Source organism: Gaoshiqia sp. US2 (assembly GCF_059705485.1).
In genome coordinates this window covers 3,296,869-3,311,470 of the sequence record NZ_AP048550.1, presented here as the reverse complement: position 1 = coordinate 3,311,470, position 14,602 = coordinate 3,296,869, and the positions used below count along the sequence as shown (strand labels likewise).

General features: G+C 42.5%; 11 protein-coding genes and 1 other RNA gene. 3 read left to right on the top strand and 9 right to left on the bottom strand.

Annotated features, from left to right (window positions below):
• Positions 1–6: 6 nt before the first annotated feature.
• Positions 7–354, bottom strand: coding sequence for a four helix bundle protein (locus AC6H3C_RS13330; protein ID WP_497515877.1), 348 nt, complete (start codon positions 352–354; stop codon positions 7–9).
• Positions 355–411: 57 nt separating this feature from the next.
• Positions 412–1,416, bottom strand: a complete 1,005-nt coding sequence (locus AC6H3C_RS13325; protein ID WP_497515875.1) for a restriction endonuclease subunit S — start codon at positions 1,414–1,416, stop codon at positions 412–414.
• Positions 1,417–1,434: 18 nt separating this feature from the next.
• Between AC6H3C_RS13325 and AC6H3C_RS13320 the strand changes: the two genes are divergently transcribed.
• A complete protein-coding gene (locus AC6H3C_RS13320; RefSeq protein ID WP_497515874.1) occupies positions 1,435–2,643 on the top strand; it encodes an ISAzo13 family transposase in 1,209 nt (402 codons plus the stop codon).
• A gap of 294 nt (positions 2,644–2,937) precedes the next feature.
• Here AC6H3C_RS13320 and AC6H3C_RS13315 read toward each other — a convergent pair whose 3' ends face one another.
• The 7 genes from AC6H3C_RS13315 to mnmL all read right to left on the bottom strand — a co-directional run bounded on the left by AC6H3C_RS13315 (position 2,938) and on the right by mnmL (position 11,389).
• On the bottom strand, positions 2,938–3,771 hold the full coding sequence (locus AC6H3C_RS13315; RefSeq protein ID WP_497521269.1) for an IS1380 family transposase: 834 nt from the start codon (positions 3,769–3,771) through the stop codon (positions 2,938–2,940).
• Between the two features lie 18 nt (positions 3,772–3,789).
• A complete protein-coding gene (locus AC6H3C_RS13310) occupies positions 3,790–4,953 on the bottom strand; it encodes an IS4 family transposase (protein ID WP_497515873.1) in 1,164 nt (387 codons plus the stop codon).
• A gap of 101 nt (positions 4,954–5,054) precedes the next feature.
• Positions 5,055–5,666, bottom strand: a complete 612-nt coding sequence (locus AC6H3C_RS13305) for a transposase (protein ID WP_497515872.1) — start codon at positions 5,664–5,666, stop codon at positions 5,055–5,057.
• Positions 5,667–5,707: 41 nt separating this feature from the next.
• The gene (locus AC6H3C_RS13300) at positions 5,708–6,067 is read right to left on the bottom strand and encodes a restriction endonuclease subunit S domain-containing protein (protein ID WP_497515870.1); all 360 of its coding nucleotides are present in this window, start codon (positions 6,065–6,067) and stop codon (positions 5,708–5,710) included.
• Complete coding sequence (locus AC6H3C_RS13295) at positions 6,060–8,708, bottom strand: type I restriction-modification system subunit M (protein WP_497515869.1); 2,649 nt, start codon at positions 8,706–8,708, stop codon at positions 6,060–6,062. The genes AC6H3C_RS13300 and AC6H3C_RS13295 overlap by 8 nt, the downstream gene beginning before the upstream one ends.
• A 1,322-nt stretch (positions 8,709–10,030) precedes the next feature.
• Positions 10,031–10,424, bottom strand: an RNA gene (rnpB, locus tag AC6H3C_RS13290) — RNase P RNA component class A.
• A gap of 23 nt (positions 10,425–10,447) precedes the next feature.
• Positions 10,448–11,389 carry a tRNA modification radical SAM protein MnmL/YtqA gene (gene mnmL / locus AC6H3C_RS13285; RefSeq protein WP_497515868.1) on the bottom strand — a complete coding sequence of 314 codons (942 nt, stop codon included), beginning with the start codon at positions 11,387–11,389 and terminating at the stop codon, positions 10,448–10,450.
• 212 nt (positions 11,390–11,601) lie between these two features.
• Between mnmL and AC6H3C_RS13280 the strand changes: the two genes are divergently transcribed.
• A complete protein-coding gene (locus AC6H3C_RS13280) occupies positions 11,602–13,134 on the top strand; it encodes a DUF4301 family protein (RefSeq protein ID WP_497515866.1) in 1,533 nt (510 codons plus the stop codon).
• Positions 13,135–13,181: 47 nt separating this feature from the next.
• Positions 13,182–14,600: a tetratricopeptide repeat protein gene (locus tag AC6H3C_RS13275; protein ID WP_497515864.1), complete on the top strand. Its 1,419-nt coding sequence runs from the start codon at positions 13,182–13,184 to the stop codon at positions 14,598–14,600.
• Positions 14,601–14,602: the final 2 nt, after the last annotated feature.

Genomic DNA, 14,602 nt, shown 5'->3' with positions numbered 1-14,602 from the left:
TTGGGGTCATTGCTTTGAAGTTTTTACTGTTGATACAAGCATGGCTATTAATTCTTTGGAGTCTTTTTGCAAACTCATGAACAATTTCTCTTCTAAGTAGTCTGTGTCTTTTAATATGCAAAGCCAATATTCCGTTTCGTTGGCTTCCTTCAATGCCACATTCATTTTATTAATAAAATCGGCTTTGCTTTGAGCAAATTCAGCTTCACGTATTAATGCCCCAATGGCTGTTCCACTTCTCAATATTTGTTTGCTTAATACAAATTCTTTCTTCTCTGCCTGTAAAAACTGCGAAAGTTTTACAATCCGAATTGCAAAGGCATAACTTTTATCTCTTAATATTGATTTTGACATAGAAAAATTAAGTTTAAAGTATAATAATTTTTAACCGTGTATTTCATATTTATTCTGTCACTTTTCACTTTTCACTTTTACTTTTCCACTTAATAAGTCCTCCATCAAGCCCCTTTTTATTTGTTGTAGCTTTTGCAGATAGGCTTGCTCGGATTGGAGTTTATTATCTATTGCAGTTAATCGTTCAACAATCAATTTTTGTTCATTAAAATTTTTGTTGATTGGAATATAGACTTTGTCAAATGATTTTTTTGTAATAACATCGAAGACACTACCATAAGAATTGAAACCTAAAAATTCCATGAAGTAAATCAGAAAATAATAAAGGTAATCGTTGTCTAATAACTTACTTGTTGAGTTTAAACCGTAACAAGATTGATTAAATGCCATTGGTATTTTCATTTGAGAAATAACTCCAACAGTTCCTCTAGCAGAAATAATTAACATGCCTGGGAGAAGCATATTAGTGGCGGAGTTATTAAATCCTTCTTCTGTAATTCTCTTATTCGCAATTGTTGCATACCTGTTCCCAGTATTAAAATCATCAACTGATAACCAGGGAATTTCTCCATTCCAATATTCTTTTATATGGGTTGATGGAGTTCCTCCACTAATAATTTCAACAACGGAACTTAACATCTCTTCTTCCCATTCCTTCGGAATCCACCCCAGCTTACTTTCTTTATACAATTCCGGTGCTTCTTCGCAGCTTGGGCGCAGTTTCCAAATTATTTTTTCTTCTTCCCCCTTTTCACTTTTCACTGTTAGTTTTTCACTTTTCACTCCTCTCGTAAAGAGGTCGTGCAACATGCCTTGCTTTATGGCTTTGTATTTGGCTATGGCGGCTTGCGTTTTTTCTATAACGGCATCGGTGGTGGTGAGGATTTGGGCGATGCGGCGTTGAATTAGATAGTCTGGTAAAAACACTTTACACTTTAGTAAATCTCTTGAATAAATTGCAGCAACACTGGTTGTCCCTGTTGCAATTCTTTTAAATTCGTTCCAACCTATACCATTTGAAAAATAAAAACCTAAGGATTTGATACGAAATAATATGTACATTTGAAAAAAACAAAATGTATGCAAAGCGATAAACTTTTACAGGAAAAATATGATTTGCTATTGCCCCATTTAGATGAAAAAAGCAAGCGTCTGTATTTGGCATCAGAATCGATCGGGCATGGGCGTGGGGGTATAAGTAAAACTGCTAAACTTACTGGGTTTTCCAGGGTGACGCTAACGTCAGGGATTAAAGAATTGCGGTCGGCAGATGTAAACAAGATTGATTTAAAAAGCAACCGAAAGACTGGTGGTGGCAGAAAAAAGCTGACAGACAAAGAAATTGGATTAACAGAAGCTGTCCGCGAATTGGTAGGCCCCCATACTGTTGGAGACCCGATGAATACACTTTTATGGACAAGCAAGAGTACGAGAAAGATAGCGGTGGAGTTAAAAAGGAAAGGGTATAATGTTAGCTATAACGTAGTTAACCGTATATTGAGTTCCGAAGGGTTTAGCTTGCAGGGTAATAAGAAGGTTGACGAAGGCGGGGAACACGAAGATAGGGATGCACAGTTTGAACATATCAACAAAGTGGCGACAGAATTTATTGCTTTAGGGGACCCGGTTATTTCGGTAGATTGCAAAAAGAAGGAATTAGTGGGGAATTATAAGAATTCAGGACAAGAATGGCACCCAAAAGGCGGATCCCCCGAAGTAAAGGTTTACGATTTTGTCGACAAGGAACTAGGGAAAGCCATACCTTACGGGGTGTATGATATAGAGCAAAACCAAGGCTGGGTAAGCGTTGGGGTTAATTACGACACAGCTAAGTTTGCCGTTTCATCCATACGGAACTGGTGGTATGAAATGGGGGCGGGTTTGTACGGAAAATCAAAACGCCTGTTCATAACAGCAGATGGTGGCGGGAGCAACAGTGCGAGAAGCCGTCTTTGGAAATCAGAAATACAGTCACTTTCAAATGAGTTGGACATGGAAATAATTGTAAGCCATTTTCCGCCAGGGACAAGCAAATGGAATAAAATTGAACACAGGATGTTTTCATATATCTCCATGAACTGGCGGGCAAAACCACTGACAAGCCTACAGGTAATAGTAAGCCTGATTGCAGCTACGACAACAACAAAAGGCTTGTTGATAAAAGCAAAAATCGATGACACGGTCTATGAAAAAGGAATTAAAATAATAGATGAGGATTTGAGAAAGATAAATATCACAAAAAACGATTTTCATGGAGAATGGAATTATTCCATTGTACCAAATATGTAAAGTTTATTTTGTATCAAGCCCTAAGTAAAAATCATCAATACCTTCTTTCACCTGAATAATTCATAAACTTTAAAAAGGTGAATATTTGATTTTTTCAGCCGTGGGATTTAATAACCCATATGCTGAAAAGAAAATTTGTTGTCTGCGATTGTTTTCGATTGGTCATTTTAGAGGTTGGCCTGTTTAGTTTTAGACCAAAAATTGTGTGTATTTTCTTCACAGAACATAGGTATTTTATCTTGTGCTTTGCAAGTGCCTGATTAATATGTATTTTTGAATATAGTTGGGTTGTTGCTAACGGCGCAACTGTCCGATTTCGAGGAAGTAATTCTCAAGCAGTTTGGCTTGCGGGCATGAAGCTGGAAATTCCACTTTTATTTTTGTCTTCATTTGTCTAACCTGGGCAGCAATTTTAATGAACCTTTCACGTAATGTCTTCATCGTAACAGCTGCCAACCCCTTTGTTTTTAGCATGTTCTCCTGCAACGAGTGCATCAGCACATAAGCGGCTGAATGCAAGAATAACCTGAACTGATTGGCATAAAAGCTATTGCACGACATCCGGCCTGATTGCAGGTAGTTTTTGTGGTCTTTGATATTGAGTTCCATCCTGCCCCGTCCGCAGTACCCTTGTTCGTAAAGTGCCTTTGTCCGGTATTCCCAAAGGTCGGTTACAATAAAACGAATATTGGATCCTTTGCTTGTCACTTCGATTTTAACAATCACGCGTTGCTGGTTTTCCCAACTACCCGCTTTGTAGCCAAATGAGTGATAACGCTTTATGGGTTTGGCATATCTGGCAAATTCATTTTCGCAACTCTTTACAAGAGTTTCAACACTCGAATTCAATACGCTGTTTCCGGTCAAGCCAGTTATAAAATGGATATTGGGTTGTCCAACGCACCAGTCCATCAACTCTTTGCTGCAAAAGTGGCTGTCGCCCCGAACAATGATCACCGTATTTTTCCACGATTTGCGCAAATGGGCAACAAGCCTTTTGAGTATCCCAAAAACATTGGCACTTTTGCTGCGCCTGCCTGGTTTGAGTATGGTGGTAATCAGTTTTCCCGACAAGCCTTCATAAATGTGAAGGGGCATGTAGCAATACTCTCCGTCACTGGTGTCTATTAAAAAATGTTAATTCAATTAGAAGTCCAAATGCAGTTGGCAATCGCTATCATCATAGGCCTTATTTTCCCTCGGAGCCAAGAGTTCTTGAATGGGATCCTTGACCAGCAGGGAATTACCAAGGATACGCATGACCTCCACAACAGGTCTGCCCAGTTTGAGGTCGTGTTCAATAATAGCGACAAGACAGTACGTGATGATGGCGACATGTATCTGTATGCGGACCGCATTCTCGGATTCTCCCCAAAAGGATTTGACACGGAGATGCTGCTTGATCCATTTGAAAAACAGCTCCACCTGCCATCTGTAACGGTAAAGAAGAGCAATTTCATTTGCTTTGAGGTAGAAGTTGTTGGTGTAGTAGGTGAAGGCCCTTCCAAGGTCAGGGGCATAGAATACGATGCGTCTGAGCGAAACCGGATAGTTTCCACTGTTTCGCTTTCCTGTAAACCTAACCGTTTGGTCCCGCAGGACATTGTCATCTCCTTCAAGCATGTCATCTCCTTCCGTAATTTCATAATCAGGGCGGGACTTCTCCCGTATGATGAAGAAAGCTCCGGCCAGCTCAATTGCGTAGAGTCTGGAGAGATCAAAGTAGCCTCTATCAAACACATAGCAAGCGTGCCGTTCGTATGTAAACCAGTCCATAGACTTGGTGTCATGCACATTTGCATGGCTGATTCTGTAGAAGACCGGTATTTCAGTGGCAATATCAATCTGGGTATGAATCTTGATGCCAGACTTTGTGCTCCTAAACTTTGCCCATCTAAAGACCGACATGCACAGGTCGATGGTAGTGGAATCAATGGCATAGAACCTTCCGTGGAGTTCAAACTCTTTGGTGATACGTTTGGCCTGGGCAATAGACACAATGTAAAAGGCAAACTTCTCAAAGATCCCATGGTCTCTAAGGCTGTTTGCTTTGGAAAGAACGCTTCTGTTGATGGGAACCTTTCCAAACCCGAGGTGAAAAGATCTTTTGGCATGAGCAATAGTGACATCTGTGAGTTCTCTAAGACTATGGCAGCCTATGAGCTGGCCGTACATGATAACCAGCATATGGCTCCAGTAGGATGGTGCCATTCTGACTGTCCTGTCTTTGTGTTTTATTACCAGTCGTTCGAAGTAACGTTTCGGGAGAAACTCCACAATCTGTGCGAAAACATATTTGCCAACGTTCATACTTGTTCCAATTTGTACCTGAGTACAAAGGAACAAATTTCAAAAGGGCGACAAGGTTTTGAAAAGCTAGCATGCTGTGCATAAAACAGATATGAGGCATTTTAACAAAAATTAATAGACACTAGTGACTCTCCGTAATAGTTATTGAACAGGGTTAACTGCTGCCCCCCGTGGGTATCAATGTTGGTGTCATCGCAATCGATAATAATCACAGGAGGTTCCGAAGGGTAGGATTCAATAAACTTATTGGCAAAGGCATACGCGATGTTGTACAGTTCACTGGCTCTTGGGGTGTTCTCAAAACGGGTCATAGTTGATTGAGATGCCAAGGCATTCCCTGTCATGGGCAAACGTCCAACACTCATTTTCAGGATCGTGTCATCGCGCAAGGTATTGCAATCATTGGCATCTTCATATCCAGCAACAATCTGATATACCCGCTGTGCAGCAATCTCTTCCAAAGAGTGGTCAACATAGCTTTGATGCCGGGTGTCCTCAATACAAGTAACCAGCGACTTGATGATGCCAATCCGGCTCTCGATATCTTTGACCAACAGCAAACCACCATCTGAAGAAATCTCAGATGCAGTAAAACTTACCTCAATACGCTTATTGTCAATTGGTTGTAAATCGAAGAGTTTTCCCTGGCAAATTGCAACGTCTGTTTGCTTGTCCAGAGTTTTTTCGGTAATTTTATTTTCTGAAGAGCTCATGGAAATACGGTTGTAAGACGCTGTAAGATAGTAATTTATCTTTAATTTTCGTGAGCTTTTCTTCGTTTTTGTGAATTATTCAGGTTAAACTTTATTCTCATTATGTTTGAGTTAAAAGTTGCAGTTGGTAATTGATTATTCCAAACTGATGATTTTCCAACCAATTCTAAGGTATTTCTTGTATTAAAGAGAAAATCACCTTTTTTTAATACAAATTCAGTTAGTTCTTTACTATTTTCTTCTTTAAGCCTTTCAAGTTTCTCAAAATCAAAGCCACCTATTGTAAGATTACCCATTTTCAACAAAGGAATCCCGAAATTATATTCATTGCCTAATTCATTTGTTCCGAGCTGCATTGATGCTATAATATCTTCAAATATGTATTCTTTAAGTTCACTCATACCCCAACTCCTTTAAAAAATTATTCAACAATTGGGTTTCTTTTTCACGCTCGCTCAAAATACTGTGCAATGGAACGGTGTATTTATCCCATAGGTTTTCAACTGCCTGCAAAAGCGTGCGTTGGTGCGTCTGCAAATAACCGTTAATGGTTTGGTGCAGGATAAACTGCCAACGTTTAAGAATGAGTTCTTTGGCTTCTTCGGGTGTAATTAATAAACGGGACTGGTCAACCAATGTCTGTTTGCGGTCTTTTATCTCTTTTACTTTTCGTTTGCAAAGCTTTAGTTCTTCTTCCAGGGCGGTATGTTTGGCAATTCGAAGTTCATCAGCTTTAATCTGCTCATTTAATTGCTGAATCTGTACTGCCAATTTTGCAGACTCTTTCTTTAAGGTTTCAGCTTCATTGTTAAACAAAGCACCTGCTTTTTCATTGGCTTTAATTCGTAAGGTCAGGTTTTTATATTCTTTTTCGGCTACTTTGTTTTCGGCTTTTAGTGCTTTAATGCTGTCTTTGTGTTCTTTCAGTTCCTTACTGCGCCATACTTCGTAATCTTCTTCGTTCCAAACCTCGTCTTCCAGTTCGTTTACTTCATCAAATTGGGCTTGTAGCTCGTCTCTTCGTGCTTCGTTGCTCCGCAATTCTGCCAATACATCGGGGAACTGGCTTTCAAGAATTTCATCATCGGGTATCAGTTCTGCGTTCCATTCGCTGGCAATAACACTTTTAATGTCGTTGGTAATTTCGCTCCAATACGCAGCAAAAGAACCACGACTTTTAAATTCGTCGAGAATGGGCAGTGTGTTCAACTTTTCGGTAAGTGTAGCCGAAAACCGATTGTAAAGGTCGAAAATATTAATGGTTTTGGTAGGCAGTTGCTCAATTACGGGTACTTGCAATTGCCACCACTGGTTTATAGATTCGGTGTATTGAGCATGAGCTGTTTTAACTTCGTTGCTCTCGTCAAACAGTTTCTTAATATCTTCTTTTACCGCAACGGCATTGGTAAATTTCAGATAGTTTTCTTTCAAGGGTTCAAATAGTTTTGCATTCAACCCTGCATAGCAATTGAAATAATCTTTTATTGCATTTACTTCGCTTTCGGGTATTCCACCTTGCAAGTGAGCATGTACATCGTGCGGTTCAGGTGGCGGTGCATTGTCCACAAACCGGCGAATGTTCAGGTTAAATTCTTCGGCAGCCAGTTCAGCTTTGCTTACCAGTTTGCTGTATTTTGGAATTTCCTGTTTGTTGCGGTAAGTAAATGCAATTTTTTCTAAATCTTCGGGGCGTAGCTTGTTTTGGTTTTTACCTTCCTTGTATTCCCGGTCGGCATTTATAAAAAGCACTTTCTCACGTAAGTGTGCATCTTTTTTATTTATCACAATTACACTTGCGCCAATACCAGTACCATAAAACAAAGCCGAAGGTAAACCAATTACCGCTTCCAAAAAGCAACGGTCGGTACCGCCATTGATTTGAATGAGCCATTCCCTGAATTTACGCTCATCGCCACCTCGAAACAAAACACCGTGGGGCATAACCACAGCCATACGACCATTATTGTTGAGCGAGGCAACCATGTGTTGCACAAACATAAAATCGGCTTTTCCTTTTTCGGGCATCCGAAAATGAAAGCGTTCTTTCTGCTGTGTTGCTGTCCAGCTGTAGTTTTGCGAAAAAGGCGGATTTGCAATAACAATATCAAAGGTTTTCAGTTCACCGTTTTCGGTATGCAGAGATTTTACCAGTGTATCGCCGTTTGAAATTTTGCTGTCGTAAATACTGTGGAAAAGCATATTCATTTTACACAAGCCCCAAACTGTTCCGCTTTTCTCTTGACCAAACAACGAAAGGTTTCTGGCACTTCCATATCGGCTTTCCACATAGTTTTTGCTTTCAATGAGCATACCACCACTTCCCACGGTTGGGTCATAAATTTCGGCATCTTCACCCGGTTCCAAAATATTTACCAATAATCTTACAACTTCGTTGGGTGTGTAGAATTCTCCGGCTTTCTTTCCGGCACTGTCAGCAAAATGTTTAATCAGGTATTCATACGCAGCACCCATTAAATCAGGAAATTCAAGATTGTCATCCTTCAGATTCATTTTATTAAAATGCCGGATAAGTTCTCTTAAATCTTCATCGCTTATTTGCTTGCTGTTTTTGCCAAAGGTCTTATTGAAGTTAATATTGTCCTGATTGAATACACCTTCAAGTTTGTCAAGGTTGGAAGTTTCTAAGGCAGCAAGGGCTTTGTTTAAATGGTCTCCAATTTCCTCCTGTAAATCTTTTATATAGTTACACGCCTGTTGTTTGCCCTCATCATCCGTGTAGTATTCAGGGTCTCCATCCAAACGTCTCCATCGGGCAGCAATTGGCACAAAAAAGTCGTACTCAGGTGCGTTTTCTTTTTCAAGTTCCCCGTAAATCATTTCAGGGTCTTGCAAGCCTTTTTCTTCTGTTAATTTCTTTTTACGTTTATCACGTTGTATATCAAACTGGTCATTTACCCTTTTAAGAAACAACATGGAAATGATGTATTCTTTATATTCCGAGGCGTCCATGTTACCCCGCAGAATGTCACATGCCTCAAAAAGGAAGTTTTCTAAACGTGAAAGTGATATTTTATTTGCCATTTATTAAAATCTGTTTTTTTAATTAAAACTCAAATGTACCAATTTAGCACGGGTGCGTAAGCAAAATTGCAGCTCTTTTGCAAGCTTTGGTTTTGAGCATCGGCTCGTGGGGCTTGCAAATGTGCTGCAATGTGGGTGGGGCTTCCTTCTTCTTTTTTTGCGGGGGGGGAAGAAAAAAACAAAATAAATTTCCATCAAATTTGCACTGTCTTGTCAAAAAGCTAAATCCTTTCTTATTTTAATTTTGTCGTTATCGTATCTGTCTGTTCGTCCGTTTTTTTTACACTTGTTGCCAACGTCTGTGTAAATTTACTATGAAATATATTTCCGTTTTGTCAGATGGAAAGTGAAATATATTCTTCCAAATCCGGAGAGTATCGTTATACGCTCCTCTCACCCACATCAAACCATCAATCGTGTACTTTTCTATCCGGCAATAAAAAAATTGGAACCTAAAACGTCCTTCCCCCGATCTGTTTCTTCCCCTCCAACAGCCTCTCCAACATCGCCTCTAAGGGTTTATGTCGTTTTTTTCCTTTCGCTTCAAATCAACCAACCGACCGGAATTTTCCAGTTTCGCTCCCCAATTTACAAAACTTGACGTAATAAATTTTACTAAGCAACTAATTTGGAATCAATTTAAAAAACAAGCGATTAACGAACGGCGTTCCTAATCGGGTGCGGCGGTTTCCGAACCGCCGGTTCATAAATGCCTGTCAGCAGACGAATTGTAAATTGTCGGTAGCGGGAGAATCTTTCCGAATAACCGGATAATCCGATTGCATTTCCCGGAAAATACAAATGAGTTTTCCGGATAATTGAAACGGATTTTCCGGATCATTGATCTGGCGTCACACTTCATCCGCCGGGGCAACAAATGGCAACAGATGCTGAAACAAGTTCAGCATGACCCGCGTTTCTGTGACGAACTGTCGTCCGGCTGCGGCCTACGGGGATTTTGAACCCGGAAAACAAGGGAAGGGAATCCGAGCTGGGACTGGTAAGCAGCCCTGTTTGAGGAGGAACGACGAGTTGGGGCCGTGTGGCATTCATAACCCGTCGTTTTCCTTCAAAATCATCGTCAGCCTTGACTTTTTTTGTTTACTTTTTTGTGTCAAGACAAAAAAGTAAATCCCGTCCGGAAGGACATAAGCCCTGTTGCCTGCTTTTGTATGGAGAACCATTTTTTTAAGCGCAGCAGTGGTCGTCAAAATACCCGCCCCGGGTGCGCCGGTTTTTAACCGGCAATGACCGAATGCACCGAATGCGCGGTTAAAAACCACGCCACGGCCATTTCAAAAAAGCGTTGCAGATTTAAAAAGAAAAAAAGCAGACCTGTAAGCCGGGTTCTGTTTCCCGGAAAACCGGGACCTCTATCATTTATCTGGCTGTAACATTGCTGTTACAATCTAGCAGCCTACCCCTCATGATAATCAGGACCGGAGTCCTGAAACAGGGCGGGCAACCCTGTGAGCGTAAACGCTGATCATGATATATTTGGCTTTGCAACCCATGAGACGTACGGCTTTCGGGATCACCCCCGAAACCGGTGAGCTCTTACCTCACCTTTTCACCCTTATCCGGCAAGCCGGACGGTTATTTTCTGTTACGTTACTAAAAGCTTTCGCCTTTCTTCCCGTTAGGAAGCATGGCGCCCTGCGTTGCCCGGACTTTCCTCCTTCCCTGTTACGGGAAAGCGATAGAGCGGTCTGCGCGGCAAAGGTAGTAAAATTTAATGATCAGAATAAACGTCCCTGCCAGGTAGCGCGTTCTTCGAGCCGTTTTTCCAGTTTGGCGGCAAACTCAAAGTTTTTCAGTCCCCAGTTGGGCGCGATGACCATACCCGCCGGGGCCTGGCTCACAAATCGCTCAACGACAATGGCCGGGTTCAGCAATTCGAGGTAATCGACCACCAGGTCGACATATTCTTCGACCGAAAAAAGCTGAAAAGCCTCGGGATGTCGCTCATATTCAACGGCCATCCGGGTTCCTTTATGGATTTGCAATTGGTGTAACTTCAGGTTTTCAACAGGAAGTTGTGAAATAAGCCGGGCCTGACGAAGAAAGTCGTCCCGGTTTTCGCCCGGTAAACCCAGAATCAGGTGGGCGCAGTTGTGAATGTTTCGGCGCGCGGTTTCTTCCAATGCCCACCGGGCTTCGGCAAACTGGTGTCCCCGGTTGATGTGGCGCAGCGTGTCGTCGTTTACCGACTCAATGCCAAATTCAACCATCAGGTAACACTTTTCCGACAATCCGGCCAGGTAATCCAGGATTTCTTCATTCACGCAATCGGGGCGGGTACCCAGCACCAGGCCAATCACTTTCGGATGCGACAGGGCTTCTTCGTACCGTTCTTTCAACACCGGCAAGTCGGCATAGGTATTGGAGTAGGCCTGAAAATAAGCGAGAAAGCGCATCGACTTATATTTGCGGGCAAAAAAGTCAACTCCTTCACGAAGCTGCTCCGAAATGCTTTTCTCCAGGCGGCAATAATCGGGTTTAAAGGTGATGTTGTTGCAATACGAACAGCCGTTCCGGGCCTTGGTCCCATCCCGGTTCGGACAGGTAAAACCCGCGTCAACCGATACCTTTTGTACCCGGTCGGTAAATTTACTGCGGAAATAAGTCGGAAAATCGTTATACCGTTTCTGATGTCCCCACGGAAATTTATGTTCGGTCATTCGTTTTCATTATGCGGCAAAATTAATGATTAAGTCTAAAGGATAAAACGGGAATGTAATTTCGTTTCATTCACAAAAAGCAAGCATTTCTCCCTGCCGCCGAATCCGGTTTATCAACAACTGTTGAAAACTTTAACCCACGAACCACCCGGCTTTCACCTTTTATTAAGCCTGATTTCCTAAATTTATACGAAACCTGTAAACCAAAAACGATGTTTAGCGCAAAAGACATTTCGGACATAGCAGAAAGAGGAAGCGACCATCGGATTGTTTCTGAACAGATTGAGAATTTTAAAAAGGGATTTCCTTTCCTGAAAGTGATACAAGCCGCCACCGTCGGCAAGGGTATTATCCGGTTGAATGAAGCGGATACCGCCCAAAATACCGATTATTTTGAGGAACAAGTAGCACAGGGAACCAGCCTGCTGAAGTTTGTACCGGCCTCGGGCGCAGCCAGCCGGATGTTTAAAGCCTTGTTTGAAGCCAGGGAAAAGCTGGACAAAGGCGTTCCGGAAGAAGAAATCCGGGCCGACAAAGAAATGAAACCTTTTTTTTCGGGACTGAAGAATTTCGCTTTTTATCATGAATTAAAAGAACTTGCAGGCAGACCACCCGAAGAATTATCAGCGGCAGAACTGCTCCGGCTGATATTAACCGAAGGCGGTTTAAACTACGGCAACCTGCCCAAAGGCCTGTTAAAATTTCACAGCTACGGCAAGCAGGCACGAACCTCCTTTGAAGAACATGGTGTGGAAGGCGCTCTTTACGCTAAAAATGCCGACGGGAAAGTAAAAATTCATTTCACCGTTTCGCCCGAACACCAACAGGCATTCGAAAAGCACCTGTCTGACATAAAATCCCGGTACGAAAAAGAGTTTCAGGTAGTTTACGAGATTACATTTAGCCGCCAAAAACCGTCAACCGACACCATTGCCGTCACCCCCGACAATGAGCCGTTCAGAAACGACGACGGCAGCCTGTTGTTTCGTCCCGGCGGGCACGGGGCCTTGCTTTCGAACCTGAATGAGCTGGATGCCGACCTGGTGTTTATCAAAAACATCGACAATGTGGTACCCGACTACCTTAAACCCGAAACGGTAAAGTACAAGAAAGTGCTGGCAGGTTTATTATTACGGCTACAGCATAAAATTTTCAGCTATCAGCAAATCCTCGATACGCATCATTATTACGCGCTCGACAGCGCCTTCTTTGCCGAAGCAGTCAATTTCCTCGAAAATATCCTGAATATTCAACCGCCAACAGATCAATATTACATCGAAAAAGAAAATTTATACCATTACCTGAGATCAAAGTTCGACCGGCCAATCCGGGTTTGCGGGATGGTAAAAAATGAAGGCGAACCGGGCGGGGGGCCCTTTCTGGCCGAAAACGCCGATGGGTCGGTCTCGTTGCAGGTGGTCGAGAGTTCACAAATCGACGCCGACAACCTCGAACAAATGGCAATTACCGGTGAAGCCACCCACTTTAACCCCGTTGACCTGGTTTGCGCATTTAAAAACTACAAAGGAGAAAAATACGACCTGAACAAATATACCGATCCGGCCACCGGGTTTATTTCCCGAAAGTCAAAAGACGGAAAAGCGCTTAAGGCGCAGGAACTACCCGGTTTGTGGAACGGAGCTATGGCTGATTGGAACACGCTTTTTGTGGAAGTTCCGATCACAACTTTCAATCCGGTGAAGACGATAAACGACCTTTTAAGAAAAGAGCATCAGCCGGAGTAAGTTGTTTCAAAAACAATTTCTAAATTTGCAACTGCAATTTTCTTTTTATGGACGAGGACGCAAGGGATTATTTCGAAAATGAAGAAATCATTGAAGCAGTTAAGCGTTTCAAAAAAATGATCAAAACCCAGGAGTTCGGATACTTTGATGTATTCGAATTTGAAGGGATTATTGACTATTTTCTGGATGAAGGAAAAATCAAACTTGCTTACGAAGCCGCTGGAAACGGACTGGCCATTCACCCCGCCTCCACCAGCCTGCAAATTAAAAAAGCCCAAATCCTGCTGGTCGACGGACATGCCGAAGAAGCGCTCGAACTGGTCCATCTGGCCGAACGGGTTGAAAAGAACAATTCGGACGTGTACCTGGTGAGGGGTTCTGCTCTAATCATGCTCGGCATGGTCGACGAGGCCATCGATGCCTATGAACAATCCATTCGGTACAGCGATGAAGATCAGGATGAATTACTTTACAACATCGGAGTCACGCTTGGACAATCCGGAGAAGCAGAAAAAGCCGTTGACTTCCTCGAAAGAGCTTACCGGATCAATCCGGAAAATGAACTTGTTTTGTACGAATTAGGTTATTATTTCGATAAAATACAGGACTTCGACAAGAGTATCCGCTATTACGACGAATACCTGGATATCGATCCGTTCAACTCGTCGGTATGGTACAACCTGGGAATTACTTACAACCGCCTTGGCAAACACGACGAAGCGGTTGATGCTTACGACTATTCGATTGCCCTGCAGGATGATTTTGAACAGGCCTGGTTTAACAAAGCCAATGCCCTTTCGAACAGTAACCGCTACCGGGAAGCGATCGAATGTTACCAGGAATACCTCGAACGCGATAAAGAAAACGACGACGCGTACTGCTATTTAGGCGAATGTTACCTGAACCTCGACCAGTACAACGACGCTTTGGTTAACTACCGGAAAGCCATCCGGCTCAATAAAAACAACGCCAATGCCTGGTACGGCTGCGGCATGATCATGTGGATGGAAGGTAAACTAACTGAAGCCCTGGCCTTTGTGAAAAAAGCCTTGAAACTGGAAGACGAAAACCCCGACTTCTGGCTGATTTACGGTAAGATCAACCACGAACTCGATAATTTCGACCAGGCCGAAACGGCTTATGAAAAAGCAACCGTCCTCGATCCCGACAACCCGGATTGCTGGGTTTCTTATTCCGAAATGGAATACGACCGCAGCAACCTGAACAAGGCCATCGACATTTTAAAAAGCGCATACAAAATACTTTCCAACGATTCGGGAATCAATTACCGGCTGACCGCTTATTTGCTCGAAAATAAAGATGAAGTGTCGGCTACCGGTTATTTTGAAAAAGCCCTGGAGATTGATTTTAACAGCTACCGCGATTTATTTGATTTTTACCCGGAAGCCAGCCAAAACGAATCGATCCGGAAACTCATCAAGAAATTTCAATCCACCAAACTATAAAA